The sequence below is a fragment of the Chryseobacterium gregarium DSM 19109 genome, assembly GCF_000430845.1.
In the GTDB taxonomy this organism is placed as follows: domain Bacteria; phylum Bacteroidota; class Bacteroidia; order Flavobacteriales; family Weeksellaceae; genus Chryseobacterium; species Chryseobacterium gregarium.
Genome location: NZ_AUMU01000020.1, coordinates 1 through 23,621 on the forward strand (window position 1 = coordinate 1; position 23,621 = coordinate 23,621).

General features: G+C 40.1%; 21 protein-coding genes and 1 tRNA gene. 13 read left to right on the plus strand and 9 right to left on the minus strand.

Annotation, left to right across the window (positions count from 1 at the left end):
* Positions 1 to 2: 2 nt before the first annotated feature.
* The 3 genes from H561_RS0118400 to H561_RS0118410 all read right to left on the minus strand — a co-directional run bounded on the left by H561_RS0118400 (position 3) and on the right by H561_RS0118410 (position 2,051).
* Positions 3 to 76, minus strand: a tRNA-Asn gene (locus tag H561_RS0118400).
* Between the two features lie 81 nt (positions 77 to 157).
* Positions 158 to 1,507: an RIP metalloprotease RseP gene (rseP, locus tag H561_RS0118405; RefSeq protein ID WP_027388331.1), complete on the minus strand. Its 1,350-nt coding sequence runs from the start codon at positions 1,505 to 1,507 to the stop codon at positions 158 to 160.
* A 103-nt stretch (positions 1,508 to 1,610) separates the two neighbouring features.
* Positions 1,611 to 2,051: a DUF6646 family protein gene (locus tag H561_RS0118410; RefSeq protein WP_027388332.1), complete on the minus strand. Its 441-nt coding sequence runs from the start codon at positions 2,049 to 2,051 to the stop codon at positions 1,611 to 1,613.
* 99 nt (positions 2,052 to 2,150) lie between these two features.
* Here H561_RS0118410 and H561_RS0118415 point away from each other — a divergent pair, with 99 nt between their 5' ends.
* Positions 2,151 to 2,915 (plus strand): nitrilase-related carbon-nitrogen hydrolase, encoded by a 765-nt coding sequence (locus tag H561_RS0118415; RefSeq protein ID WP_027388333.1) that lies wholly within the window; start codon positions 2,151 to 2,153, stop codon positions 2,913 to 2,915.
* A 97-nt stretch (positions 2,916 to 3,012) separates the two neighbouring features.
* Here the strand turns inward: H561_RS0118415 and H561_RS0118420 are convergent, their stop codons facing one another.
* Together H561_RS0118420 and H561_RS0118425 are read right to left on the minus strand one after the other, a co-directional pair.
* The gene (locus H561_RS0118420; RefSeq protein ID WP_027388334.1) at positions 3,013 to 3,312 is read right to left on the minus strand and encodes a thioredoxin family protein; all 300 of its coding nucleotides are present in this window, start codon (positions 3,310 to 3,312) and stop codon (positions 3,013 to 3,015) included.
* A 68-nt stretch (positions 3,313 to 3,380) separates the two neighbouring features.
* Complete coding sequence (locus H561_RS0118425; RefSeq protein ID WP_027388335.1) at positions 3,381 to 4,790, minus strand: MBL fold metallo-hydrolase; 1,410 nt, start codon at positions 4,788 to 4,790, stop codon at positions 3,381 to 3,383.
* A gap of 254 nt (positions 4,791 to 5,044) precedes the next feature.
* Here H561_RS0118425 and H561_RS0118430 point away from each other — a divergent pair, with 254 nt between their 5' ends.
* The 12 genes from H561_RS0118430 to H561_RS0118485 all read left to right on the plus strand — a co-directional run bounded on the left by H561_RS0118430 (position 5,045) and on the right by H561_RS0118485 (position 20,716).
* Positions 5,045 to 6,571, plus strand: coding sequence for a helicase HerA-like domain-containing protein (locus tag H561_RS0118430; protein ID WP_027388336.1), 1,527 nt, complete (start codon positions 5,045 to 5,047; stop codon positions 6,569 to 6,571).
* 221 nt (positions 6,572 to 6,792) lie between these two features.
* Positions 6,793 to 8,016, plus strand: coding sequence for a 3'-5' exonuclease (locus H561_RS0118435; RefSeq protein ID WP_027388337.1), 1,224 nt, complete (start codon positions 6,793 to 6,795; stop codon positions 8,014 to 8,016).
* A 324-nt stretch (positions 8,017 to 8,340) separates the two neighbouring features.
* Positions 8,341 to 9,540 carry a diaminopimelate decarboxylase gene (gene lysA / locus H561_RS0118440; protein WP_027388338.1) on the plus strand — a complete coding sequence of 400 codons (1,200 nt, stop codon included), beginning with the start codon at positions 8,341 to 8,343 and terminating at the stop codon, positions 9,538 to 9,540.
* Between the two features lie 46 nt (positions 9,541 to 9,586).
* Entirely contained in the window at positions 9,587 to 10,009 is a 423-nt protein-coding gene (locus tag H561_RS0118445; RefSeq protein WP_027388339.1) for a hypothetical protein, read from the plus strand.
* 150 nt (positions 10,010 to 10,159) lie between these two features.
* Positions 10,160 to 11,893, plus strand: coding sequence for a thiamine pyrophosphate-dependent enzyme (locus H561_RS0118450; protein WP_027388340.1), 1,734 nt, complete (start codon positions 10,160 to 10,162; stop codon positions 11,891 to 11,893).
* Positions 11,893 to 13,137, plus strand: coding sequence for an MFS transporter (locus H561_RS0118455; protein ID WP_027388341.1), 1,245 nt, complete (start codon positions 11,893 to 11,895; stop codon positions 13,135 to 13,137). Before H561_RS0118450 ends, H561_RS0118455 begins: the two co-directional genes overlap by 1 nt.
* A gap of 473 nt (positions 13,138 to 13,610) precedes the next feature.
* The gene (miaB, locus tag H561_RS0118460) at positions 13,611 to 15,050 is read left to right on the plus strand and encodes a tRNA (N6-isopentenyl adenosine(37)-C2)-methylthiotransferase MiaB (protein ID WP_027388342.1); all 1,440 of its coding nucleotides are present in this window, start codon (positions 13,611 to 13,613) and stop codon (positions 15,048 to 15,050) included.
* A 48-nt stretch (positions 15,051 to 15,098) separates the two neighbouring features.
* A complete protein-coding gene (locus H561_RS0118465) occupies positions 15,099 to 15,530 on the plus strand; it encodes a hypothetical protein (protein WP_027388343.1) in 432 nt (143 codons plus the stop codon).
* 90 nt (positions 15,531 to 15,620) lie between these two features.
* Positions 15,621 to 16,916: a sigma-54 interaction domain-containing protein gene (locus tag H561_RS0118470; protein ID WP_027388344.1), complete on the plus strand. Its 1,296-nt coding sequence runs from the start codon at positions 15,621 to 15,623 to the stop codon at positions 16,914 to 16,916.
* Positions 16,917 to 16,927: 11 nt separating this feature from the next.
* A complete protein-coding gene (locus tag H561_RS0118475) occupies positions 16,928 to 17,608 on the plus strand; it encodes a hypothetical protein (RefSeq protein ID WP_027388345.1) in 681 nt (226 codons plus the stop codon).
* Between the two features lie 2 nt (positions 17,609 to 17,610).
* A complete protein-coding gene (locus H561_RS0118480; protein WP_027388346.1) occupies positions 17,611 to 18,165 on the plus strand; it encodes an LptE family protein in 555 nt (184 codons plus the stop codon).
* Between the two features lies 1 nt (position 18,166).
* A complete protein-coding gene (locus H561_RS0118485; RefSeq protein WP_027388347.1) occupies positions 18,167 to 20,716 on the plus strand; it encodes a hypothetical protein in 2,550 nt (849 codons plus the stop codon).
* A 227-nt stretch (positions 20,717 to 20,943) separates the two neighbouring features.
* On the opposite strand, the gene H561_RS0118495 is transcribed toward H561_RS0118485, so the two are convergent.
* The 4 genes from H561_RS0118495 to H561_RS0118515 all read right to left on the minus strand — a co-directional run bounded on the left by H561_RS0118495 (position 20,944) and on the right by H561_RS0118515 (position 23,533).
* Positions 20,944 to 21,555, minus strand: a complete 612-nt coding sequence (locus H561_RS0118495; RefSeq protein WP_027388348.1) for a DUF4126 domain-containing protein — start codon at positions 21,553 to 21,555, stop codon at positions 20,944 to 20,946.
* A 205-nt stretch (positions 21,556 to 21,760) separates the two neighbouring features.
* The gene (rnpA, locus tag H561_RS0118505; protein ID WP_027388349.1) at positions 21,761 to 22,135 is read right to left on the minus strand and encodes a ribonuclease P protein component; all 375 of its coding nucleotides are present in this window, start codon (positions 22,133 to 22,135) and stop codon (positions 21,761 to 21,763) included.
* Positions 22,136 to 22,224: 89 nt separating this feature from the next.
* A complete protein-coding gene (locus H561_RS0118510) occupies positions 22,225 to 22,950 on the minus strand; it encodes a tRNA threonylcarbamoyladenosine dehydratase (protein ID WP_027388350.1) in 726 nt (241 codons plus the stop codon).
* The gene (locus tag H561_RS0118515) at positions 22,943 to 23,533 is read right to left on the minus strand and encodes a TatD family hydrolase (RefSeq protein WP_228372305.1); all 591 of its coding nucleotides are present in this window, start codon (positions 23,531 to 23,533) and stop codon (positions 22,943 to 22,945) included. Before H561_RS0118515 ends, H561_RS0118510 begins: the two co-directional genes overlap by 8 nt.
* Positions 23,534 to 23,621 lie beyond the last annotated feature (88 nt).

The following is a 23,621-nucleotide window of genomic DNA, read 5'->3' on the forward strand; positions in this document are numbered from 1 at the left end:
GGCTCCTCCTGCTGGGCTCGAACCAGCGACCCTCTGATTAACAGTCAGATGCTCTAACCAACTGAGCTAAGGAGGAATGTCCTTCGTTTTTTAAGTGGTGCAAATATAGGACGGATATTTAAGCCACGCAAATTTTTTACAGATAATTTTAAATTTTTTAAAATTTATCGGTAATTATCTTAAAAATATCGTTTCCGAAAATCAGTAACATCAATCCTAACAGGAAGATAACCCCGATCATTTGGGCATTTTCCAGTACTTTCTGAGGAACCGGTTTTCCGACAATCATTTCATACAAAGTAAAAATAACATGTCCGCCATCTAATCCCGGGATCGGAATTAAATTTAAAAAGGCAAGCCATACGGAGAACATCGCGGTGAAACTCCAGAAGGCAGCCCAATTAATGGAAACATCACCGTTTGCATCTCTGTCAACCGGCATGTTTTTCACAATGGCAATCGGTCCGCCGACATTCTTATACCCCTGGATCTTCGAGTTGAACATGATTTTAAACTGCTTTACCTGCATGGTTAAAGCTTCGATAGTCCTCACGAAACCTCTCGGGATGGCTTCTCCGAAAGAATATTTTTTATCGGTAATAACGCCGGCAATACTTTTCTGGTCAACAGCCACACCTAATTTTCCGTTTTTATCTACAGGTGTAGCAACGGTCTCAGGTTTTCCGTTTCTTAATACATCAATCTGTACCGTTTTTCCTTTGTTTTCATTTAAAACAACTCCTACTTCATCAAAGAACAGGGTCTGTTTTCCGTTGACCGCAACTACCTTGTCGCCTTTTAACAGTCCGGAAGATTTTGCAGTTGGCGTAACCAAAGAATCAATAGTCATCGGAAACCTTGGGGTAATATACATTTTTGCCTCTTTTTGCTTCAGAACATCTGCGACCCCGTCTTTCTCGATTGGGAAAGTTACTTCCTTTCCGTTTCTGAGTACGGTTACATAATCACCCAGCAAAATGTTAATGGATGCATTTTCCAGTCGTTCAGCCGGCTTTCCGTCGATGCTGATGATTTTGTCTCCGCTCTGGAATCCCATTTTTCTGCCGGCATCCGTTACTCCGATACCATTATTGAATTTGGTAAGGTCAGTATACATTTCCCCGTTAAAAAAAGAAAGAGAACTGTAAATTACCCAGGCAAGAAAGAAGTTGACTGTCACGCCTCCCAACATGATGATCAGCCTTTGCCAGGCCGGTTTAGCTCTGAACTCCCATGGCTGGGCGGGTTGCTTCAGTTGTTCGGTGTCCATGCTTTCATCCACCATTCCGGCGATTTTTACATACCCTCCGAAAGGAAGCCAACCGATGCCGTATTCGGTCTCACCGATTTTTTTCTTAGCCAGAGAAAACCAGGGATCAAAGAAAAGATAGAATTTTTCAACTTTCGTCTTAAAGTATTTTGCCGGTAAGAAATGCCCCAGTTCATGAAGAATTACTAAGATAGAAATGCTCAATATAAATTGAAACAGTTTGATTGCTATTTCCATTAATGCTTTTTAGGTTTAATTTGCAAAGGTAACAATTATCAAAAGGATGCCAAATAAAAAGCTTCCCGTTTCAGGAAGCTTTGTCATATAATATGATGAGGTCTTATAAATTAATGGAAACGCCGAGACTGCCATTGTTGCCGACTTCTGCAAAAACCCCGATTCTGTCAGTAAAAAAGTATCGTGCCCCGATATGAGCCCCAAGCCCGAAATCACTTCCTACAACGCCCACATCAATACCCGGATAGATATCCAGTTTTTCAGGCAACTGCAGCGCCTCTTTCAGATGGAAATTCAGTCTTCCAAAAACAAAAACCCGGTTATCATTGTTATTATCTTTATAATTGTCAAAATAGGCATTCAGTCCGCCACCCACAGAGATCAGATTATTCAGGCCATAGTCATAGGTACCCGTAATTCCCGTTCCGTAACCCCATGTGCTTACTCCCGCATTGATTTTCTGATCCCCTTTTCCTGTCCATGCCTGTGCATCTGCGGCTGTGCCTGCAAAGACCAGCATCAGGATAAAAACCACTTTCTTCATAAATTATACTTTTCAGATTGTATTGAGATAATATTTGCAGCAAAAATAAAACCGTACTCATGTAAAAAGCGTATTTTTAAGGAAGTTTTTAATATAATTATGAAGATCACAGGTCTGAATTCGGATATTATCTGGAAAGATAAAACCGCTAACTTTCAACTCATAGAAAAAGAACTGCAGAATGAAGAAGCGGATGTTTTTCTTCTGCCGGAAATGTTTTCGACAGGCTTTTGTATGGATGCTTCTGAAGTATCCGACAGAGACCAGGAATCCCTTGCGTTTTTAAAGAAGATGTCCCAGGAAAAGAATGCTGCTTTCTGTGGAAGTGCGCCGGTAGAAGAAAAAGGGAAGTTTTACAACAGAATGTATTTTGTGCAGCCGGATTCCCGTGTTGATTCTTATGACAAGCGTCATTTATTTTCTTTTTCAGGAGAAGATAAAGTATATTCCAGAGGAAAAGAACGGGTAATTGTCAATTATAAAGGCTTCAGGTTTTTATTGCAGGTATGCTATGATCTGCGCTTTCCTGTTTTTGCGAGAAACAATGATGATTACGACATTATTCTGTATGTGGCCAACTGGCCGGAAAAAAGAGTGGAAGCCTGGGAGCATTTGCTGAAAGCCAGAGCGATTGAAAACCTGTCGTATGTTTTCGGTTTAAACAGGATCGGGACTGATGGAAATGATCTTTTCTATCGGGAAAGTTCGCACTGTTTCTTTGCAGACGGAAAAGAAATTTCTGAAAAAAGCGGAAATATCATTACCACGGAATTAAATAGCGAAGAATTAAGAGATTTTAGAAGCCACTTCCAGTTTCTGAATGACCGTGATGATTTTGAAATTTTAGGTTTAAATCAAGTTTAAAATTAAATTTCCCACAGATGACGCAGATTTTCACAGATAATTGAGAATAAAATTTGTGAAAATCTACGTGAATAAACTTATATTCTTTTAACTAAACCTAAATATATTGTTCTAAAAGTTGCGTCAATCGATTTACATCATGCACGCCACTTTCTTTATATAACAATTCTCCTTTTTTGAACACGGCTAAGGTTGGTACTCCGCGAACTCCGTACTGAGAAGCTATAGCAGGATATTGGTCAACATCCACTTTGATGATTCTTGCACTTTCGCCCACGTTTTCCTTTACGGTATTGAGAACCGAAGACTGTACTTTACAAGGCTGGCACCAGGTAGCAAAGAAATCTATTAAGACAGGTCTTTCTGAATTGATAATTTCCTGAAATTTTTGTGACATAGTTTGGTTTTTATTTAGAATTTTAATAGAGGATTGTCATAAGCACATCCTTTCTTATTCATCGTTTATTATAATACTTTTGACTGGCAGACAAAATCTGAAGTCGGGAACTTTTCTGCTTTTTTAATTCCGCCGAAACCGCCTTCAATTTCAGTAAAGTTTCTGATTCCGTGTGAATTAAGGATGCTGGCGGCAATCATGCTCCTGTAGCCTCCTGCACAGTGTAAAAAGAAATGCTCGGAATCGTCAATGGTCTTCACCCATTCACTGATCATATCCAAAGGCTTGTTGTAAGCATTGTCAATATGCTCCGCAGAATATTCCGATATTTTACGGACGTCAATAACTTTTGAATGTTCGGTAAACCGTTCTGCAAATTCTGTGGGAGAAATTCTTTTCACTTCATCCGTTTCTTTCCCGCTGTTTTTCCAGGCTGCAAAGCCGCCTTTCAGGTATCCCACTACATTATCGAAGCCTACACGGCTCAGTCTTGTAATGGTCTCTTCTTCCGTTCCTTCATCAGTAACCAGTAGTAAAGGGTGCCGTACATCAACAATTAATGTTCCCACCCAAGGGGCAAAATCCCCCTTCAACCCGATATTTATAGAATTAGGGATAAATCCTTTGCAGAATTCAGCCGCATTTCTTGTATCTAAAACCAACGCTCCGGTTTCTTCTGCGTATGCTTCAAAATCATCAGCCGCAATTTCTGTCAGGCCTTTATCCATCACAGCGTCGAGACTTTCATAACCGCTTTTATTCATGGCGACATTCATTCCGAAATATTTGGGTGGCGCGGTAAGCCCGTCCAGAACCTCTTTGACAAAAGACTCTTTATCCGGCTGATTCAGAGCATAATTCGTTCTTTTCTGATTGCCTAAAATATCAACGGTTTCTTTCTGCATGTTTTTCCCGCAGGCCGAACCTGCACCGTGGGCAGGGTATACCGTAATGCTGTCGTCCAGAGGCATAATTTTCGTATGGAGGCTGTCATATAAGATTCCGGCAAGATCTTCCTGCGTAAGATTGGTGGCTTTCTGGGCAAGATCAGGTCTGCCCACATCACCCAGAAACAAGGTGTCACCGGTAAAAATTGCGGTTTCAACACCGGACTCATCCATCAGAAGATACGTGGTGCTTTCCATGGTATGGCCGGGCGTATGAAGTACTTTTATTTTGATATTCCCGATTTCAAAAATCTGGCTGTCTTCTGCAATAATAGCTTCAAATTCAGGCTGTGCCGTAGGTCCGTACACGATAGGAGCCCCTGTTTTCCTGCTGAGGTCAAGATGTCCCGAGACAAAATCTGCATGGAAATGGGTTTCAAAAATATATTTTAAAGCGACATTATCTTTTTCCAGACGATCCAGATAGGGTTTTATTTCTCTTAGAGGATCAATGATCACAGCTTCATTTTCAGATACGATATAGTATGCACCTTGAGCCAGACATCCGGTATATATTTGTTCGACTTTCATTATATAGTGTAACGGTTTAATGTTATTGATGTACAAAAATCGTGTTTTATTTTTTAAATTATATTAAAATTAAGAAATCTATATTGATAGAATACATCTATAAAGTATTATTTATTCTAGTAACCTCCGATATTTCAAAATTTTAGTCCCTAGATAAGCTTATTATTGAATGCTGATCCCTGAAATTAATCATCATTGGATTTCTTTGAGAAATCTACTGGAAAAATTTATATTTATAAGTTAAAAAAGAAAAAATGGCAGATAAAACACAATTTATTGAAGAGCTCAACACAAAATATACTCCGAAAGAAGAATGTATTATATTAGGAAAAGCAATGCTGGATGGAGAAGTCATTACCGAGGTCAATGTTTCGGTTCCGTTAAAGACCATTAACCGCCACGGGCTTGTTGCAGGGGCAACGGGAACTGGGAAAACCAAAACCCTACAGGTTTTTGCGGAACAGCTTTCCCATCAGGGCATCCCTTCTCTGGTACTGGATATTAAGGGTGATCTCTCAGGGATTGCAGAAGCAGGAACTGAGAATCCTGCCATTAAAGAACGGTATGCAAAAACGCAGCTTCCTTATACCCCACAGCCGTTTCCGGTAGAATTAATGACAATTTCCGGGGCAAGAGGCGTAAAACTGAGAGCTACGGTTACGGAATTCGGCCCGGTTTTATTGAGTAAAATTTTACAGCTGAATCAAACGCAGCAGAGCATTATGTCCATTGTTTTTAAATATTGTGATGATAAGGGGCTGCCTTTGATTGATATGAACGACCTGAAAAAGGTTTTGCAGTATGTCACGGAAAATCCACAGGGAAAAGTGGAGCTTTCGTCAGACTACGGTTCTATTTCCTCATCTTCTTTAGGCGCGATTCTAAGATCGATTGTTGCTTTGGAGCAGCAGGGTGCTTCGGGCTTCTTCGGTGAATTAAGCTTTGATGTTCATGACCTGCTTCAGACCAGGGACGGAAAAGGGGTAGTCAATATTTTGCGGGTAGCGGATATTCAGAGCAAGCCGCAGCTGTTTTCTACCTTCATGCTTTCTCTTTTTGCGGAAATTTATATGACTTTTCCTGAAGAAGGAGATAGCGGAAAGCCCAAACTGGTTCTGTTCATTGATGAAGCCCATCTTATTTTTGATGAATCTTCCAAAGCGCTGGTTTCCCAGATCGAAACCATGGTAAAGCTGATCCGCTCCAAAGGGGTCGGGATTTATTTTATTACCCAGATTCCCGGGGATGTTCCGGAAGCAGTGCTTTCCCAGTTAGGATTAAAGATCCAGCATGCCCTCAGAGGGTTTACGGCAAAAGACAAAAAAGAAATCTCTAAAGCAGTGGAAAATTATCCTGAAACGGAATTTTATAATGCTTCAACATTAATTCAGAACCTGGGGATCGGCGAAGCCTTTATTACGGCTCTGGATGAAAAGGGAATCCCGACACCGCTGGTTCATACCTACCTGATTTCACCCGAATCCAGAATGGATGTTCTGAATGATGCGGAAATAAATGAACTGACAGGCAGGTCAGCCCTTGTTGCCAAATATGAAAAACCGGAGGATAATGAATCGGCTTATGAGATTCTTGTTAAAAGAATGGAAACGGCAGCACAGAAACCCGCTCCGGGCCAGAAAACAAAGCCTGTGAAAGAAGAGCCCGGAATGTTTGAACAGATTCTGCAGAGTAAAGCAGGAAGGACTTTTACCGGTACCTTAATACGTGAAGGTGCCAAAGCTATTTTCGGAATGCAGGGATTGGGAGGAAGAAGGAGATAATTGTAGAATTTTTGTTATTTTAGCAGGATGCCTTCAGCAGATCCGGAATGATTTTGCGGGCGGCATTTGCTTTTTGCTGTTTCTTTAAGGTTCAGTAGGATCCTCAATCATCAGGGCGGCATCATATATGGCATAAGTTGTGTTATTAATCTATCGTTAATCAGGCTTTAGTTTGATAACAACAGTATGAAATTAATCAAGAGAAATTTGTATAGATTTAAATGTATTCAATTATCGATATAGAAAGCAATGGTGCAGGTTACAGGAAAGAATGCATTATAGATATTGCTATTTACAGGTATGACGGGCAGAAAATTGTAGACCAGTTTATTTCCTTAGTCAATCCTGAAAGTGACATTACGCCTTTCGTACAGAAGCTGACCAATATTACCCCGAAAATGGTCAAGGCCGCTCCTAAATTTCATGAAATAGCCAAAAGGGTGATTGAAATTACAGCCAATACAACATTGGTCGGGCACAATATTGATTTTGATTACAGAATGCTGCGCCAGTCTTTTCAGAGGTTAGGCTATGATTATAAGATCAACACATTAGATACCATTCCGTTAGCGAAGAAGCTGATTCCGGATGAGGTAAGCTATTCCCTTGGAAAACTCGTAAGATCCCTCGGGATTCCTCTTACCAACCATCACCGGGCGGATGGTGATGCAAGAGCAACTCTGGAGCTTTTTAAACTGCTGGTTTTAAAAGATACCGGGAACGAGATTATCCAGGAGCATCATGAGGAATCCAATGCCAAGACTTATATCAACAAGATCAAAGTGCTCACACAGGATCTTCCTAACGAAAAAGGTTTTGTTTATTTTCAGGACGAATCGGGGAAAATTATTTTCTCGGATCATGTTCAGGATATCAATAAATTTTCAAAAAAAGTCTTTAATTCCAAGTCCAAAAGATGGGAACCCGTTCAGAAAGACGTGGAACAGATCAATTATGATCTTACCGGAACGGATATTATCGCCAAGCTGATTTTAAATTCAAAAGGAATCAGGAGGAGGGAAATTCTTCCGTTCGGGCTTTATCACCGAAATGGCAGGTACATCGTAGAAAAAAACAAACTGAATAAAGACGAAAAGCCGATCCTCAAATTCAAATCTTTTACCCAAGGTTCAAAAGCCGTCCACTTTATCGATAAATTGGAAGAATATAATAATGTTGAAGCTTTTAAAAATAAAATTAATTTCAGGAGAAAGAATGAACTCTGGCTGGGACCGGGAAGAAAACTGGGTGAAAAATTATTTTTAATCATCGAAAACGGTAAAGTGGCTTCTTACGGATTTTATGAACTCTTTACCCAGATCCAGACCTTAAGCAAACTTTCTAAGCTGAAAATCGATCTGTTGTTTCAGTCGTCAGATCTTAGTAATGAACTGCAGCTTGCCCTGATCCGGGGTGATTTTGAAACGCTTCCGCTGCCTAAATAAACTGATTCTCATAAACCTGTGTCAATACATAGAAGGAATTAATAAATTGTCTTCAGGAATTTGTTGTTTGTAGTCTCACAATAAAATATCTTGATTTAATCATCATAATTAACTGTTATTTCCTCATAATTATGCCTTGACAGCTAGTCGGCCATTTGAGATATTGTTAAAATAAAAAACTATTTATGGAATTTTATAAGTTTTTTATTCTTCAGAAAGGTAAATTTTAAGTATAATGTTCTACGTAATTGATTTTAAAATATAAACCATTTGTTATTACCTTTGTATTTTATTAATCAGAAAAGAAGTTTAACCTTATTACTTATGAATTCACAGGATTTGTTACAGATTGCCAATGAGTTTGGCACACCGATATATGTTTATGATGCTGAATCTATTAAAACTCAATATGAGAAACTGACCTCTTCTTTTTTAAAACATACTAAGTTCTTCTATGCTGCAAAAGCACTGACCAATATCAATATTTTAAAATACATCAAGAATCTGGGTGCTTCTTTGGACTGTGTATCAATCAACGAAGTGAAATTAGGCCTGAAGGCAGGGTTTACTAAAGAAACAATACTGTTTACCCCCAACTGTGTAGACCTGGCTGAAATTGAGCAGGCCATGATGCTGGGCGTGCACATCAACATTGATAACATTTCTATTCTTGAACAGTTCGGGAACAAATACGGAAATACGTACCCGATTTTAGTAAGGATCAATCCGCATATCTTTGCCGGCGGCAACTATAAAATTTCAACGGGACATATCGACAGTAAATTCGGTATTTCCATTCATCAGGTCCGTCATATCGAAAGAGTGATGAAGAGCACCAACCTGAATGTGGAAGGTCTTCACATGCATACGGGAAGCGAGATCAAAGATCCTGACGTTTTCCTTCAGGCATTAGATATTATGCTTGAGCTTGCCGAGCATTTCCCGAACCTGAAATATCTGGATATGGGAAGCGGATTCAAAATTCCTTATCAGGACAGCGAAGAAGAAACGGATGTCAAAACTTTAGGGAAAAAAGTGGAAAAAGTAATCTCCGAATTTTCAAAATCAACGGGAAGAAAATTTGAATTGTGGTTTGAACCGGGAAAATTTCTGGTAGGAAAAAGCGGATACCTTCTGGTAAAGGCCAATGTCATCAAGCAAACAACCGCAACGGTTTTCGTAGGCGTGAACTCAGGCTTCAACCATCTGATCCGCCCGATGTTCTATGATTCTTACCATGCCATCGATAATTTATCAAACCCGAAAGGTGCAGAAAGAATTTATACCGTGGTCGGAAATATCTGTGAAACGGATACTTTCGCATGGGACAGAAAGCTGAATGAAGTGAGGGAAGGCGATATTCTGGCTTTTTATAATGCAGGAGCCTATGGTTTTGAAATGAGCTCCAACTTTAATTCCAGATTGAAGCCGGCAGAAGTCCTTTTCCTGGACGGAAAAGCCCATCTGATCCGTAAAAGGGACGAGTTTGAAGATCTTCTCAGAAATCAGATTGAAGTATTGTAGATTTTTGGAAAAGAAAGTATCTTTATGAAACTAAATACCAAATTTTATGAAAAAAATACTTTCTGTGCTGGCTGTTATAAGTTTTGCTTTTGCATTCTGTCAGCATAATACTCAAATCGACATCAGCGCTAATAGGAACCAGATTGAAAAAGTTTATCCTAAAGGTTTTGAAGCGTTTAAACAGAATCTTTCAGGAAACTTACAGTATACCGCAAATAATTATCAGGTGTTAGGTGATTTTAAACTTGATTTTACTATTGATAAAAAGGGTGAAATTTCTGACATCAATATTTTGCCGGCAGTGGACGATCTGTCTTTTGTAAGAGCGATAAAAAGAGATATCTTGAGAATGCAAAAAAAGTTTGCCTCAGGCAGAAAAGAGAGAATTTTAGTTGATCTGAGTTTTTCAAGAGATTATAAGTCTATTGATGATAGAATAAATTTCACCAGTGATGACAGGCGTAATTAATGGTTAAAAATATAAAGGACTTTGCGGTATGACATCGCAAAGTTTTTTTTATAAATAAGCTTTAAACATTATTGCGCTTTGAAACGGGATAATGGCATAATCTTTACAGCTTTAAATCTTTATTCTGAAACCAAGATCAAAATATCAATTATGGCAAAAAATATAGCAGAGCAGATCGTGGAAATGCTCGAAAATGCAAATGTGAAAAGAATCTATGCAGTAACAGGAGACAGTCTGAATCACCTCAATATAGCCGTTAAAAAAAGCAGTATTGAGTGGATCCATGTACGGCATGAAGAAGTCGGTGCTTTTGCGGCCGCGGCTGAAGCGGAACTTGATGGATTTGCAGTATGTGCGGGAAGCTGCGGACCGGGGCATGTTCATCTGATTAACGGTGTTTACGAAGCGCACCGTTCGCATCTTCCGATGCTGGTGATTGCCTCTACCATTCCAAGCGAAGAAATGGGAATGGACTATTTTCAGGAAACCAATACCATAAAATTGTTTGATGACTGCAGCCACTACAACCAGATGATCACCCGACCTGAACAGGTGCAGAGAATTATGCAGACGGCTATTCAGCATGCGATTTCCAAGAAAGGGGTTTCTGTGATCGGTCTTCCCGGGGATGTTTCCGAACTCAATGCGGAAGAAGCGGTGACTTCCAATAAAATTTTTAAAACCAATCCGGTGATCCGGCCTTCTGATGAAGAACTGAAGAGTCTGGCTGATCTGATTAACGGAAGTGAAAAAGTGACCCTCTACTGTGGAATAGGTGCTGAAAAAGCAGCGGCTGAAGTGATACAGTTGTCAAAATATTTGAAAGCGCCTGTGGGATATTCTTTCAGGGGAAAAATGGCTATCCAGCCGAATAATCCTAATGAAATAGGATTAACGGGCCTTTTGGGGCTTCCTTCCGCTTACCATGCCATGCATGAAGCCGATTTGCTAATTCTTCTGGGGACCGATTTCCCGTATCAGAAATTCATGCCGGTAAAAAATAAAATCGTGCAGATTGATGAAAGTGCTGAACGGCTGGGCAGGAGGGCAAAACTGGAGCTTGGGCTTACCGGTGATGTCAAAGAAACCATAAAAGCGCTGTTGCCTCTGTTGCAAGAAAAAAAAGATATCGATTTCCTGAATCAGCAGCTGGAGTTTTATGAAAAAGTAAAAGAAGGACAGCTAACCTATGTAAATGATCCTGGCACTGAAGATGCCATCCAGCCGGAATTTGTGACCCATACTTTGGATAAATTAGCAAAACATGATGCTGTTTTTACCGTTGATACCGGAATGTGCTGTGTTTGGGGTGCCAGGTATATTACGGGAACAGGTGAACGGAAAATGCTCGGCTCGTTTAATCACGGATCTATGGCGAACGCTATGCCGATGGCAATTGGTGCGGCTCTTGCCCATCCGGAAAGGCAGGTCATTGCCATTTGTGGCGACGGCGGCTTATCGATGCTGTTGGGAGATATGGCAACCATTTTTCAGTATAAACTTCCTGTAAAGCTGATTGTATTTAACAACAGGTCCTTGGGAATGGTAAAGCTGGAAATGGAAGTCGGAGGAATGCCGGATAATGAAACGGATATGGTAAATCCTGATTTTGCCATGCTTGCTCAGGTGATGGGTTATCCCGGGAAAAATGTCAACAAACCTGAAGACGTTGAAAATGCCATTAAGGAATGTCTTGATTATAACGGTCCGTACCTTTTAAATATTTTTACTAATCCTAATGCACTGGCTCTGCCTCCGAAAGTGGAGCTTGAGCAGGTACTGGGAATGACTAAAGCGATGACCCAGCTGATGCTCGGCGGGAAAATGGAAGAAGCCTTGGATACAGTAAAAAGCAACTATAAACATATTAAAGATATTCTGTAATGACTGACTCCCTGAAGAGACTGTATATCATTGCCTGGATTTTCGGGCTGGTTTTTTATTTCCTGGATTATGTGATCAGGTCTGCACCGGCAGTCATGATTCCTGAACTGGTTAATAATTTCAATACGACCGAACTGAAGCTGATCAATATGGTGGGAACGTATTATTATACATATTCTACCTGCAGCCTTATTGCCGGCATTGCGCTGGATAAGTTCGGCAGCAAAAGGTCTCTTTTCATCGGAACACTGATCCTGGGGATTGGATGTCTTTTATTCTTACTCTCAAGCCAGGTTGCGGGAATTACCGGAAGATTGTTACAGGGAGCCGGCTGTGCGTTTGCTTTTCCGGGCTGTGTATATCTGGCGAGCAAAGGGTTTTCTTCCAAATCCCTGGCCACCGCGATTGGTTTTACCCAATGTATAGGAATGCTGGGCGGAACTGCAGGCCAGTTTATTGTAGGGCCCTGGGTTGAACAGGGGATAAACATAAACTCATTCTGGCTCTGGTCAGGTATTGCGACTGTTATTACAGCGTTCTGCCTGTTCTTTGTTATTCCGAAAGAAAAAAAAGAGGAAAAACCCGGCGAAACGGAATCAAAGCCTGTAGGATACCTTGAGCCGTATAAAATTGTGTTTAAGAACCCGCAGTCATGGCTGTGCGGAATCATATCAGGATTACTGTTTGCCCCCACTACTATTTTTGCAATGACCTGGGCGGTTGCTTTTTTTCAGAAAGATAAACTGTTTACTTTTTCCGAAGCAGCCATCACGAGTGCAATGGTAGCATTCGGATGGGTATTCGGGTGTCCGCTTTTGGGATTTATCACTGATAAGATCGGAAGGCGGAAGCCTGTGCTTGTAGGAGGAGCGCTTATAATGATCCTGAGCCTGCTGCAGCTGATATTCCTGCCGGAATTATATCCTGCGAAAATAAGCATGTTTATACTAGGTCTCGGATCCGGTGCTGCCATGATCCCTTATTCGGTCATCAAAGAAGCTAATCCTGATTTTGTAAAAGGAAGCGCAACAGGAGCTATTAATTTTATTACGTTCGGGGTAACGACTTTATTAAGTCCTGTTTTCAGCAGATGGTTCGGGAAAAGCTTGGGAACAGCACCCGGAACGGAACATTTTCAGAATTCCGTTTTATTCTGGATCGTCGGAATCATTCTGGCGATCCTGGTTTCACTGCTGCTTAAAGAAACCGGGCGCAAAGATCCGGAGGTCCCTTTAAGGGCTTAAAATTTTCACAAACAATATAGGAAACTTCGCTGTACGGCGAAGTTTTTTTCATGTTTCAACGTAATTTTGCAACCTGGTAACGGCACACATATTGAAAATGCCCCAAAGTTAGTAATGGTAGGATTTTCTTGGTGATATGAAATAGGTTATTACGAAAATCAAAAAACGGATTTCTGTTGTCTGTAACGCAATGCCGGTAACCTCACGGTGCAAAGTAAAGATGAATCTGCTGTATATTTTTGTGGAGGTGTAAACTGCTTAAGAGATGAGAAAATCACTGCTGTTAATTTAATTTTCAATTATTTTATTTCAATTATTATTTGAAGCTTAATTAAAATTAAGCTCCTGCCATTCTGTCACAATATTTTGTATCTTTGCAAATTCAATGCGTTCAAAGTTTAATGTTCAGATTCAAAACCGGAGGTGAAGATATCCCAAAAGCCTTAGACTTTAACCTTTAAAATAAGACTACCGTGCAGGAAAAATATATAGACGAAACAAAACAGGGGGAAGCTTTTGCCATCGCAGAACGCGACGGCAATTCCAAGAAATTATTCCTGGAAAGCTATGGCTGCCAGATGAACTTTTCGGATTCCGAAATTGTAGCCTCGATTCTTAACGAACAGGGATACAACACCACCCTTAAAATAGAAGAGGCAGACCTTATTCTTCTGAATACCTGCTCTATCCGTGAAAAAGCGGAACAGACCGTAAGAATGCGTCTTTCCCAGTTTAAAAATCTAAAAAAGGAAAAACCAGGCATGACGGTTGGGGTCCTGGGATGCATGGCTGAAAGGCTGAAAACAAAATTTCTGGAAGAAGAACAGCTGGTTGACCTTGTGGTAGGTCCTGATGCATACAGGGATTTACCGAATCTTTTAAAGGAAACCGAAGACGGAAGAGATGCAATCAACGTTATTCTTTCAAAAGAAGAAACGTATGCAGATATCAATCCGGTCCGCTTAGGCGGGAATGGGGTAACTGCTTATGTAACCATTACAAGGGGCTGTGATAATATGTGTACGTTCTGTGTGGTTCCGTTTACAAGAGGCAGGGAAAGAAGCCGCGACCCGCATTCGATTTTAGAGGAATGTAAGGATCTTTGGCGTAACGGATATAAAGAAATTACCCTTTTGGGACAGAATGTAGACTCTTACCTCTGGTACGGAGGCGGTCCTAAAAAGGATTTTATTAAAGCCTCGGAAATGCAGCAGGCAACCGCTGTCAGTTTCTCTCAATTGCTTGATCTTGTTGCCAGAGCAGTCCCTGAAATGAGGATCAGGTTCTCAACCTCCAACCCTCAGGATATGAACCTGGAAGTATTCAGGATGATAGCGAAGCATGATAATATCTGCAAATACGTTCATTTACCGGTTCAGAGCGGAAGCAATAAAATGCTGGAAGCCATGAACAGGCAGCATACCCGTGAAGAATATCTTGATCTTATTAAAAAAGCTAAAGAAATTGTTCCGGAAATCGCATTTTCCCAGGATATGATTATAGGGTTCTGCAACGAAACGGAAGAAGACCATCAGGATACATTAAGTTTAATGAGGGAAGTGGAGTATGACTACGGTTATATGTTTGCCTACTCGGAAAGACCGGGAACGCCTGCCCATAAAAAAATGGAAGACAATATTCCGGCTGATGTAAAACAAAGGCGTCTCGCAGAAGTCATTGCATTGCAGGGAGATTTGTCGAGAAAGCGGATGAAAACGTATGTGGGGAAAACACATCAGATTTTAATCGAAGGGATTTCTAAGAAGAATAAAAACCAATGGAAAGGAAGAAACTCCCAGAATGCAGTATGTGTATTTGATATGTTGGAAGGTCAGAAAATTGGTGACCTTGTGGACGTTTTTGTATTTGACAATACACAGGGTACACTTTTAGGGGAAACCGTTTTAAAATAAACCATCAGGCATCATTAAAAATAAATCAGCATAACCTACAATTTGACAATGGAAAAATTTCAGAAATATTGCCTTAGTGTTTTGTTGGTGATCATATGCAGTAATGCTTCAGCACAGGCTCCAACAGGATGTTTTGAAAATGAAGACTGCAGTCAGCTGTATGAATTGTATCATCAGATTTTAAATCATGATGATACCGTTTCACAAAAACTTAGTGTAAAAGAAGATCAGAAAGGTCATCTGGCCATCAGTCAGAAACAGAATGCAGCAGATCTTATCGGGAACATTGTCTGTATAAAAACACGAACCCACTTCTATCAGAATGCAGCAGGAACAGGTCTGTCTGAAAAAGAAAAGCATGACCAGCTTCTGAAGAACTTCGAAAAAAACAGCAAAGTCTATGTCTTCGCTGATATTTTATATTTTAAAACAAAAGTTTCAAAAATCAGAAACAAGGATTATTTAAGTTTGATGAGTTAATAAAAAGAAATAAAAATCATTTTTCAACCCATTAACTTAATTTCTACGGCAGAACAATAGGACTGTAGAAAAAAAATAATCTAAATTACTATGAATATCGAGTTACAAAATATAAAAAACCGTTTCGGAATTATCGGTAATTTTCCGGCTTTAAACCGTGCTTTGGAAAAAGCCATCCAGGTGGCCCCCACAGACATATCGGTTCTTGTTATCGGGGAAAGCGGTGTCGGGAAAGAATTTATCCCGAAAATCATTCATTCAGAGTCTAAAAGAAAACACCAGCCATATATTGTGGTCAACTGCGGAGCCATTCCGGAAGGGACTATCGATTCCGAATTATTCGGACATGAAAAAGGGGCCTTCACAGGAGCAACAGCTACCAGAAAAGGATATTTTGAAGTGGCAGACGGCGGAACCATTTTTCTTGATGAGGTAGGAGAGCTGCCTTTGCAGACCCAGGTCCGCCTGTTAAGGGTCTTGGAAAGCGGAGAATTCATGAAGGTAGGTTCTTCTCAGGTTCAGAAGACCAATGTAAGAATTGTTGCAGCCACCAATGTGAACATGATGAAGGCCATTCAGGACGGAAGGTTCCGTGAAGATTTGTTCTACCGCCTGAATACGGTACAGATTGATATGCCGCCTTTAAGAGAAAGAAAAGGGGATGTTCATTTGCTTTTCAGAAAGTTTGCGATAGATTTTGCGGAAAAATACAGGATGCCTGAGCTGGAATTGGAATCCGGTGCCGTGCACTACATCGAAAATTATGCTTTCCCCGGAAATGTACGTCAGCTGAGAAATCTGGTAGAGCAGATGACCGTTGTGGAGAGAGAACGGCATGTTAAGGCTGATAAACTGGCGGAATATATTCCTATGGCAACACATCTTCCTATGGTAGTCAACACACCGGGTTCCCAGAAGCAAAGCGATTTCGGCAATGAAAGAGAAATTATGTATAAAATTCTCTTTGATATGCGGAATGATATTAATGATTTAAAATCCTTAACTTCGGAATTGATAAAAAACCGTGGGAATACAGATTTGAGCAATCATGAGAAAAACCTTATCAACAGGATTTATACGCCTGAGCCTCAGCAGAATGTAGCTCCGAATTCATTGTTGTATTTTGAGAATAATACCGGTAATGATCATTCTGTTGTCCAGAATCCTACCATTATGTCAGGCCCGGAAGATAGTTACGAGGATATTGAAGATATTGAAATTGAAGAAAATAAACCGGAATCATTATCCCTTCAGAATAATGAGAAAGATTTGATTATCAAAGCACTGGAAAAGCATAAAGGACGCAGGAACAAAGCTGCGGACGAATTGGGGATTTCACAGAGGACACTGTACAGGAAAATAAAACAATATAATCTTGAAGAATAAAATTAAATAATATGATGAACCTAAATGCAAAGCCTGTCAATTTCAAAATGGGCGAATATATCAGAAGCGGATATGATTTTCTAAAGAATAACTTCGGAGATCTTTTTGTTGCTTTCTTACTTTGCTTTGTGATGTCGATCATTCCGTTTTGCGGCTTATTGGGCATCGGGAATTTTTACAGATATTGCAGAGGTCTTCGCAAAGGGGAAAAGGTAAGCACCGGCGATATCTTTAACTTCGATAATTTTATGCCGTATTTTACCATGCAGTTAATTCTGATCGGCGGACTGATTCTGATTTATATACCAATGATTATCTTGATGCCGATAATGGCTAACGGAGGAAATTCTTCTGCCGGTCTAGGAATAATATCTATGGTTTACCTGTTGTTTGTATATGCTGCGATCTTCGTAGTTATGATTAAAGCATTCTATATGGTGGCATTAATTTCTCTGGGAGGCGTTACAGATGTTAAAACAGCCTGGAATATGTCTGTAATTATGGGGAAAGGAAATGGGTTAAACATGTTTTTGTTTATTCTGGTCATTGCTATTTTAGGCTATTTAGGAATTTTAGCATGTGGTATCGGTCTTTTATTTACGATGCCATTTGTATATACGGCTCAGTATTTTGCTCTGGAAGATGGGATGCAGCAGATTGAATATGACGAAATAAAAGAAATCGGGATCTAAAAATGAATTTTAAAATTAAAAAGATAAAACGTGAGCTGCCTTGGTTGGCCTGGATGCTGCTGGTATGCCTGGGAACTCTCAATTCCTGCTACAGTTTCACCGGTTCCTCGCTTACCGATGAAAAAACGATACAGATCAGTGAATTCCCAAACAATGCTCCGTTGGTGAACCCTACCTTGTCACAGCAGTTTTCTACCGATATACAGAACCGGTTTTTACAGCGGACCACTTTAAAAGGGACAAAAGAAAATCCTGATATTCTGGTAGAAGGGGAAATCACGGATTATTCGATTACGCCCACCACCATTGGCTCCAATACCGTAACCAATCAAAGTACCGGCGGAATTGTTCAGGAATCTCAGAACAAACTGACCATTACAGTAAAAGTACATTATGAAAACAAACTTCACCCGGATGTAAGTTTTGACAGAAGCTATTCTGATGAAGCTGTATTTAACAGCAATTTATCACAGTCCGAGATCGAAAGCTCTCAGGTAAAAATAGCAACAGACAGAATTATTAATAAGATATTTAACGATATTGTAGCGAACTGGTAAGATGAATCACAGAGTCTTAGAATTACTAAAAACCCCGAAAAACATTCAGTCAGAGGATCTCAGTCTTCTGAAAGAGGAAATTGATTCCTTTCCCTATATTCAGAACATCAGGGCTTTATACCTGTATGGGGTGCACCGGTACGATAAGGAAAATTATCAGAAAGTGCTTTCAACGACTGCTGCTTATACCACAGACAAAAAGATTTTATATCAGCTGATCAACGGTAAAATTCAGCAGAGGGCTAAGCCTGAAATACCTTCAGAATCCATCATGGATAAACCTGTTTCTGAAGAAAAATTGATAAAACCTCTGCAACAGGCGAAAGTTTCAGGTTTTCCCCTTAAAAGAGAAGATGCGCCGGTTACCGAAAGTGTGCCTGAAAGTGCGGATGCTAAAAAAGAAGCCGTTGAGGATAATGAACATACCCGTATACTTCCTGAGCCCAAGCCTGAAATCAAACAGGTATACGTTAATGGTGAAAAGAACAGGATTTTATTCGAAGGGGAGGAAAATTTCCTGGAGGATGAAGACGTAGAGACGATTGATCTTGAATCAACTTTGGAATCGGGGTCCATCGTTACCCAGAAGCCAAGGAAAGCAGAACTTCCTGTTGTTCCTGAAAATAAGGATCAGACAGACGAAAAAGATCCGCAGGTTCAAGGCCCGGTACATGAAAGTTCTGAAGAATTTACTCCCGAAACGGTTATTGAAGAAGAACACATCACTTCTGAACCGGAGAAAGAAGAGATACTTGACGAATCAGCATTAAGTTTCCATGAAACGGAACCCTTCGTTCCGGAAATTCAGGTTCAAAGCAACGAGGCTGAAGAAATTCAGGAGCCAGATGCTGTTGGTAAACATACTGAAAGCACGGATATACCTAAGCCGACAGAAGAATTTACTCCTGAAACGATTATTGAAGGAGAACAAATTACTTCTGAACTTGAAAAAGAAGAGGTGCTTGATAAATCAGCATTAAGTTTCCATGAAACGGAACGTTTTGTTCCGGAAACTCAGGTTCAAAGCAGTAGAATGGACGAAATTCATGAGCCTGATGCTGTTGATGAGCATGCTGAAAGTACGGATATACCTAAGCCGGCAGAAGAATTTACTCCCGAAACGGTTATTGAAGAGGAACAAATTGCTTCTGAACCTGAAAAAGAAGAGGTGCTTGACGAATCAGCATTAAATTTCCATGAAACGGAACGCTTTGTTCGGGAAACTCAGGTTCAAAGGAATAAGGCGGAAGAAATTCAGGAGCCTGATACAGCTGATGATTCTGTTAATTACACAGATCCGGACCAACAGGCTGGATTTACCTCAGAAAAGGTAATTAATGAAAATGAGATTTCCTCAGAAAAAGAGAAGGAATCCGTTCAGGACGGTTCCGAATTAAGCTTTCACGGCATGGAATCTTTTCTGCCGGAAGTAAAAATCCAGGGTAACAAGGCGGAAGAAAACAGCACTCCTGAGATTCCTCAGGCGAACAGCAATAAACATGAAGATGAAATGCGGCGTCTGATTGAAAAAGTCGAGAAAAAGATGAAAGAAAAGGCTGCTTCTGATACAATTAAAAAAGAAAAAGAAGAAGAGCCTGAAAATATTCGTCATGACATCAGTTTTGCGGAGACCCAGAGCTTTGAAATACAGCAATCCGAACCGGAAATTAAAGATGAACTTACAAAAGAGGATAATGTTTCAGCAAAAGAAACTAAACCTGAAATAATTGAAGAGCAAAAAGTAGAGGAGGTTACTGAAAAAGAAAAAGCAACGGCAGAGATAAAATCTGCATGGAAGCCCATGTCACTTGAGTCCAACCTTCCTGATTCTTTACTCAGCAAACCTGCGGAAGCTCCTCAGCCAAAAGAGGAAACTCCAAAATCTGAAATCGCTTCCGAAAAAATTCAGGAAAAAGTGGAAACTGTTCAGGAAGGAATCTTACCTGCAGCAGATGCCCCTGCAAAAACAGAGGGTTTGTTAGAAGAGTCTGAAAAGAGTAAGAAAGAAGACCAGATCAACGATGATGAAGTGCCGGAAACAAGAAGTAACGAAGACGTTCCGGTAATGAATGTTTCATTCTTTGGATCAGGATGGAGTATTGCACAGCCTGAAAAAAATAAACAGGAAGATAAGGAGAAAAGTCACGAAAAGAAGACAGAAGAAATTCCTGCAACAGCAGTTCTTTCTAATCCTACCGACAGCAACATTCCGGGATTTATCAATACCTGGCAAAGCTGGCTGAAAATTGACAGGACTGAAGAAGTTGAAAAAGAGAAAGTCGAAATCAAAACAAAGGTAATTGAGGCTTTCATTGAAAAAAATCCCAGAATCAGTCAGTTAAAGGATGAAGTCAACTTTGTTGTAAAAGAGAAAGGAGATGACATTTCACACTTAATGACGGAAACCCTGGCGAATCTGTATATTGAACAGAAATTGTATACAAAAGCGATCAAGGCATTTGAAATTCTGATCGGGAAAATGCCCGACAAAGAAGCTTATTTTAAAGGGAGAATACAGGAAATAAAAGATTTCAGGAGCAATAGCAAATGATGATGAGCCTTTTATCAATGGCTTGTTTTCACATACTTTTTACTGCAGTTGTCTTTTGGTGTGTCGTAAATCTCAGCCACAATGATTTAGTTCAAAGCCAAATAGGTAGTTTTTTATCTAATAATGATTCTTTTACCGGTTTTTAGACTGATTGGAATCATTTTCGGAATTGTTACAGAAAGTAAAATCATAAATAAAACCGGCGGGAAATTTTCCGCCGGTTTTATTTAAGTTTGATGATTAACTGTATTTTTACGCCTGCTTAATTTCTGCCATGCTTTCCGCCCCAAAACAACAACCGCAATAATGATTGCCAGGGCGCAGATCGCTGCAATCACCGGAGCGGCCATAGCCATAAAGGCCATAATTCCTGCGCCTGCGGTTTCTGCGGTGCCGACGACAGAGTTTCCGAGTCCGCCGGTCGTCGCGGTGGATGCAGCCCTAAGCCCTGCGAATCCTGAACTGATGGTGGCTGCCGTTCCGCCTCCGGCAATCAGAGCCAAAGCCCACTGAGGAAACGTCCCCAGATCTGCAAACTGGCTGGCAAATAATACCGAGCCCGCAACCGTAGCCATCGGAATCGAAATGGTGTCCAGCAAATGATCAACAAAAGGAATATAATAGGCTAAGATTTCCACAATGGTAGCAATTCCGGTGGTAATCAGCGTCGGAAGTCCTGCAAGCCATTCAAAATGTTCATTCATGGGAATCCAGTGCAGATAGGAGGACAGGCTTACCGCAAACATCGGAAGAAAAACCCGGAATCCGGAAGCTGCTGCCAGGCCGATACCGATAAATGCACTCAGCAGATATGGTAAAAAGGGAATATTGTCCAACATGTTAATTTTCAGATTAATTGTTCTGCTTAAAGATACAAAAAATGTATTCTTCAGTTCACAAATTTTTCCTGATCTGAAAGCGTATTGTTATTTCTGACACCTGTAAAAAGAAACCTCATCATCCGAAAATGAAAAGTCGGCATGCTAACCTGCATGTTTAAAAGCAAAGTGTATTTTATATTTTTAAACCGAAATATTAATAATTTTAAGCTTTTTTCTGAGTCTGGCAGAGTTTGATAAACTGAGCTTCAACATCCTGAAATTTCTGTGGGATTTCCGCAGAGACCCAAAAAAGCATGGCCATAGATTTATCTCCGAAAGCCTCTGTGAACATTTCCTTGTTCAGGCGGTAGCATTCGCGCAGAAGTCTTTTGATCCGGTTTCTGTGAACTGCTTTTTTAAAATATTTCTTAGATACCGATACCGCAAATTTTGTATGGTCTACAGGAGTGGCCGGCTTATTTTTCAAAACAATAATTCTGAGATTCCCATGCGTTTTCCATTTACCTTTTTCGAAAAGTAAAGTGATCTCAGTGTTTTTCTTGAGTTTTTCGGCTCTGGGATATTTGAAATTTGTCATTTACGGAGCGTAAATATAAGTCTTTTATTTTTGCTCATTAATTTCAGGTATGTAATACAGTCTTGAATTTATATAATCTGATTTTAAAATTACTCTTTTTTCAATAGATGATTGATTACTTCTGAAGCGGTATACAATCCGAAAATTGCAGGCATATAACTTATGGTTCCGTAAAAAGAACGCTTGTAATTGCTTCCGTCGGTCATTTTGAGGCTTTCTTCATCCTGGATGTCATTGGCGAAAACACAGCGTACCCCTTTGTCAATTTTCTCTTTCTTAAGGCGCTTCCTTACCTGTCTTGCCAGATGACAGTGTTCCGTTTTGCTGATGTCCCTGACCATTACTTTGCTTGGATCGGTTTTTCCGCCTGCGCCCATTGAACTTACAATCTTTATCCTTCTTCTTTTGGCAGCGAGAATCAGGCAGAGTTTAGGGGTAACACTATCAATGCAGTCTAATACATAATCGAATTTGTCAGAATCCAGGACCTCATCCATTCTCTCAGGATTCAGGAACTCATTGATTTTGGTTAAACGAAGGTCAGGATTAATATCCAAAAGCCTTTCAGCCACCACTTCCACTTTATGTTTTCCTACGGTTGAATGCAGAGCAGGCAGCTGTCTGTTAACGTTCGTGATGTCTACGGTATCACCATCCACAATGGTCATGTTTCCTACGCCGGCTCTTGCCAGGAATTCAGCAGCAAAGGAGCCGACGCCACCGAGTCCGACAACCAGAACTCTTGCCTGATTCAATTTTTCCAAACCTTCTTCTTTAATAAGAAGTTCCGTTCTTTCCAGCCATTTCTTATCCATTTTTTATTGTCTCTAAATTTTCTAAAATTTGTTCATTCATTTTCTCCGTAGAAATTCCTTTGAGTTCCGAAGCTTTCCCATACAGTTCCCCGATATTGAAATCTTCATTGTCGGTTTCTAAAAAGATTTTATCAATAGGAATACTTTTAAAAGTATTTTGCAAAGATAAATTATACAGAAGGGCTTTTCCAAAACTCAGATAAAAATTATGATGGAGAAGATCATGGGCAATGCCCTGTTTTTTATTAAATCCATGGATAATCATGGGCTGTTCAGCATATTTTTTTAAGGAAATCACTTCATAAAACTTTTTTACACAATGTATAATAACAGGCTTTTTTATCTCGTTGGCTAACTTGATCTGCCTTAAAAAAACATTTTTCTGGAGCTTTTGATCCGTTTCTGCAAAAGAATCAAGCCCGCATTCGCCGACAGCAAAGCAGTGGTCAGTAATATTCGATTCCAGCCACGAGAACTGTTCTTCAATAGCAGAGACGTCAATATCTTTAGGATGAATCCCTATGGAATACGGAAAATTCACAGGTTCTGCCTGTAAGCCGAGATTATAAATCCCGTTTGGCATATTTTTTTTATGATGATGAAAATCAAAAAACTCCATTTTCAAAAATAATATTATTTATAATTACATCCTATTTATTAAACGAACGTTT

What these genes read in the sequence shown, in the direction of transcription:
- rseP (WP_027388331.1), bottom strand. Translation starts at nt 1,507, where the DNA reads ATGGAAATAGCAATCAAACTGTTTCAATTTATATTGAGCATTTCTATC.
- H561_RS0118410 (WP_027388332.1), bottom strand. Translation starts at nt 2,051, where the DNA reads ATGAAGAAAGTGGTTTTTATCCTGATGCTGGTCTTTGCAGGCACAGCC.
- H561_RS0118415 (WP_027388333.1), top strand. Translation starts at nt 2,151, where the DNA reads ATGAAGATCACAGGTCTGAATTCGGATATTATCTGGAAAGATAAAACC.
- H561_RS0118420 (WP_027388334.1), bottom strand. Translation starts at nt 3,312, where the DNA reads ATGTCACAAAAATTTCAGGAAATTATCAATTCAGAAAGACCTGTCTTA.
- H561_RS0118425 (WP_027388335.1), bottom strand. Translation starts at nt 4,790, where the DNA reads ATGAAAGTCGAACAAATATATACCGGATGTCTGGCTCAAGGTGCATAC.
- H561_RS0118430 (WP_027388336.1), top strand. Translation starts at nt 5,045, where the DNA reads ATGGCAGATAAAACACAATTTATTGAAGAGCTCAACACAAAATATACT.
- H561_RS0118435 (WP_027388337.1), top strand. Translation starts at nt 6,793, where the DNA reads ATGTATTCAATTATCGATATAGAAAGCAATGGTGCAGGTTACAGGAAA.
- lysA (WP_027388338.1), top strand. Translation starts at nt 8,341, where the DNA reads ATGAATTCACAGGATTTGTTACAGATTGCCAATGAGTTTGGCACACCG.
- H561_RS0118445 (WP_027388339.1), top strand. Translation starts at nt 9,587, where the DNA reads ATGAAAAAAATACTTTCTGTGCTGGCTGTTATAAGTTTTGCTTTTGCA.
- H561_RS0118450 (WP_027388340.1), top strand. Translation starts at nt 10,160, where the DNA reads ATGGCAAAAAATATAGCAGAGCAGATCGTGGAAATGCTCGAAAATGCA.
- H561_RS0118455 (WP_027388341.1), top strand. Translation starts at nt 11,893, where the DNA reads ATGACTGACTCCCTGAAGAGACTGTATATCATTGCCTGGATTTTCGGG.
- H561_RS0118465 (WP_027388343.1), top strand. Translation starts at nt 15,099, where the DNA reads ATGGAAAAATTTCAGAAATATTGCCTTAGTGTTTTGTTGGTGATCATA.
- H561_RS0118470 (WP_027388344.1), top strand. Translation starts at nt 15,621, where the DNA reads ATGAATATCGAGTTACAAAATATAAAAAACCGTTTCGGAATTATCGGT.
- H561_RS0118475 (WP_027388345.1), top strand. Translation starts at nt 16,928, where the DNA reads ATGATGAACCTAAATGCAAAGCCTGTCAATTTCAAAATGGGCGAATAT.
- H561_RS0118480 (WP_027388346.1), top strand. Translation starts at nt 17,611, where the DNA reads ATGAATTTTAAAATTAAAAAGATAAAACGTGAGCTGCCTTGGTTGGCC.
- H561_RS0118485 (WP_027388347.1), top strand. Translation starts at nt 18,167, where the DNA reads ATGAATCACAGAGTCTTAGAATTACTAAAAACCCCGAAAAACATTCAG.
- H561_RS0118495 (WP_027388348.1), bottom strand. Translation starts at nt 21,555, where the DNA reads ATGTTGGACAATATTCCCTTTTTACCATATCTGCTGAGTGCATTTATC.
- rnpA (WP_027388349.1), bottom strand. Translation starts at nt 22,135, where the DNA reads ATGACAAATTTCAAATATCCCAGAGCCGAAAAACTCAAGAAAAACACT.
- H561_RS0118510 (WP_027388350.1), bottom strand. Translation starts at nt 22,950, where the DNA reads ATGGATAAGAAATGGCTGGAAAGAACGGAACTTCTTATTAAAGAAGAA.
- H561_RS0118515 (WP_228372305.1), bottom strand. Translation starts at nt 23,533, where the DNA reads ATGCCAAACGGGATTTATAATCTCGGCTTACAGGCAGAACCTGTGAAT.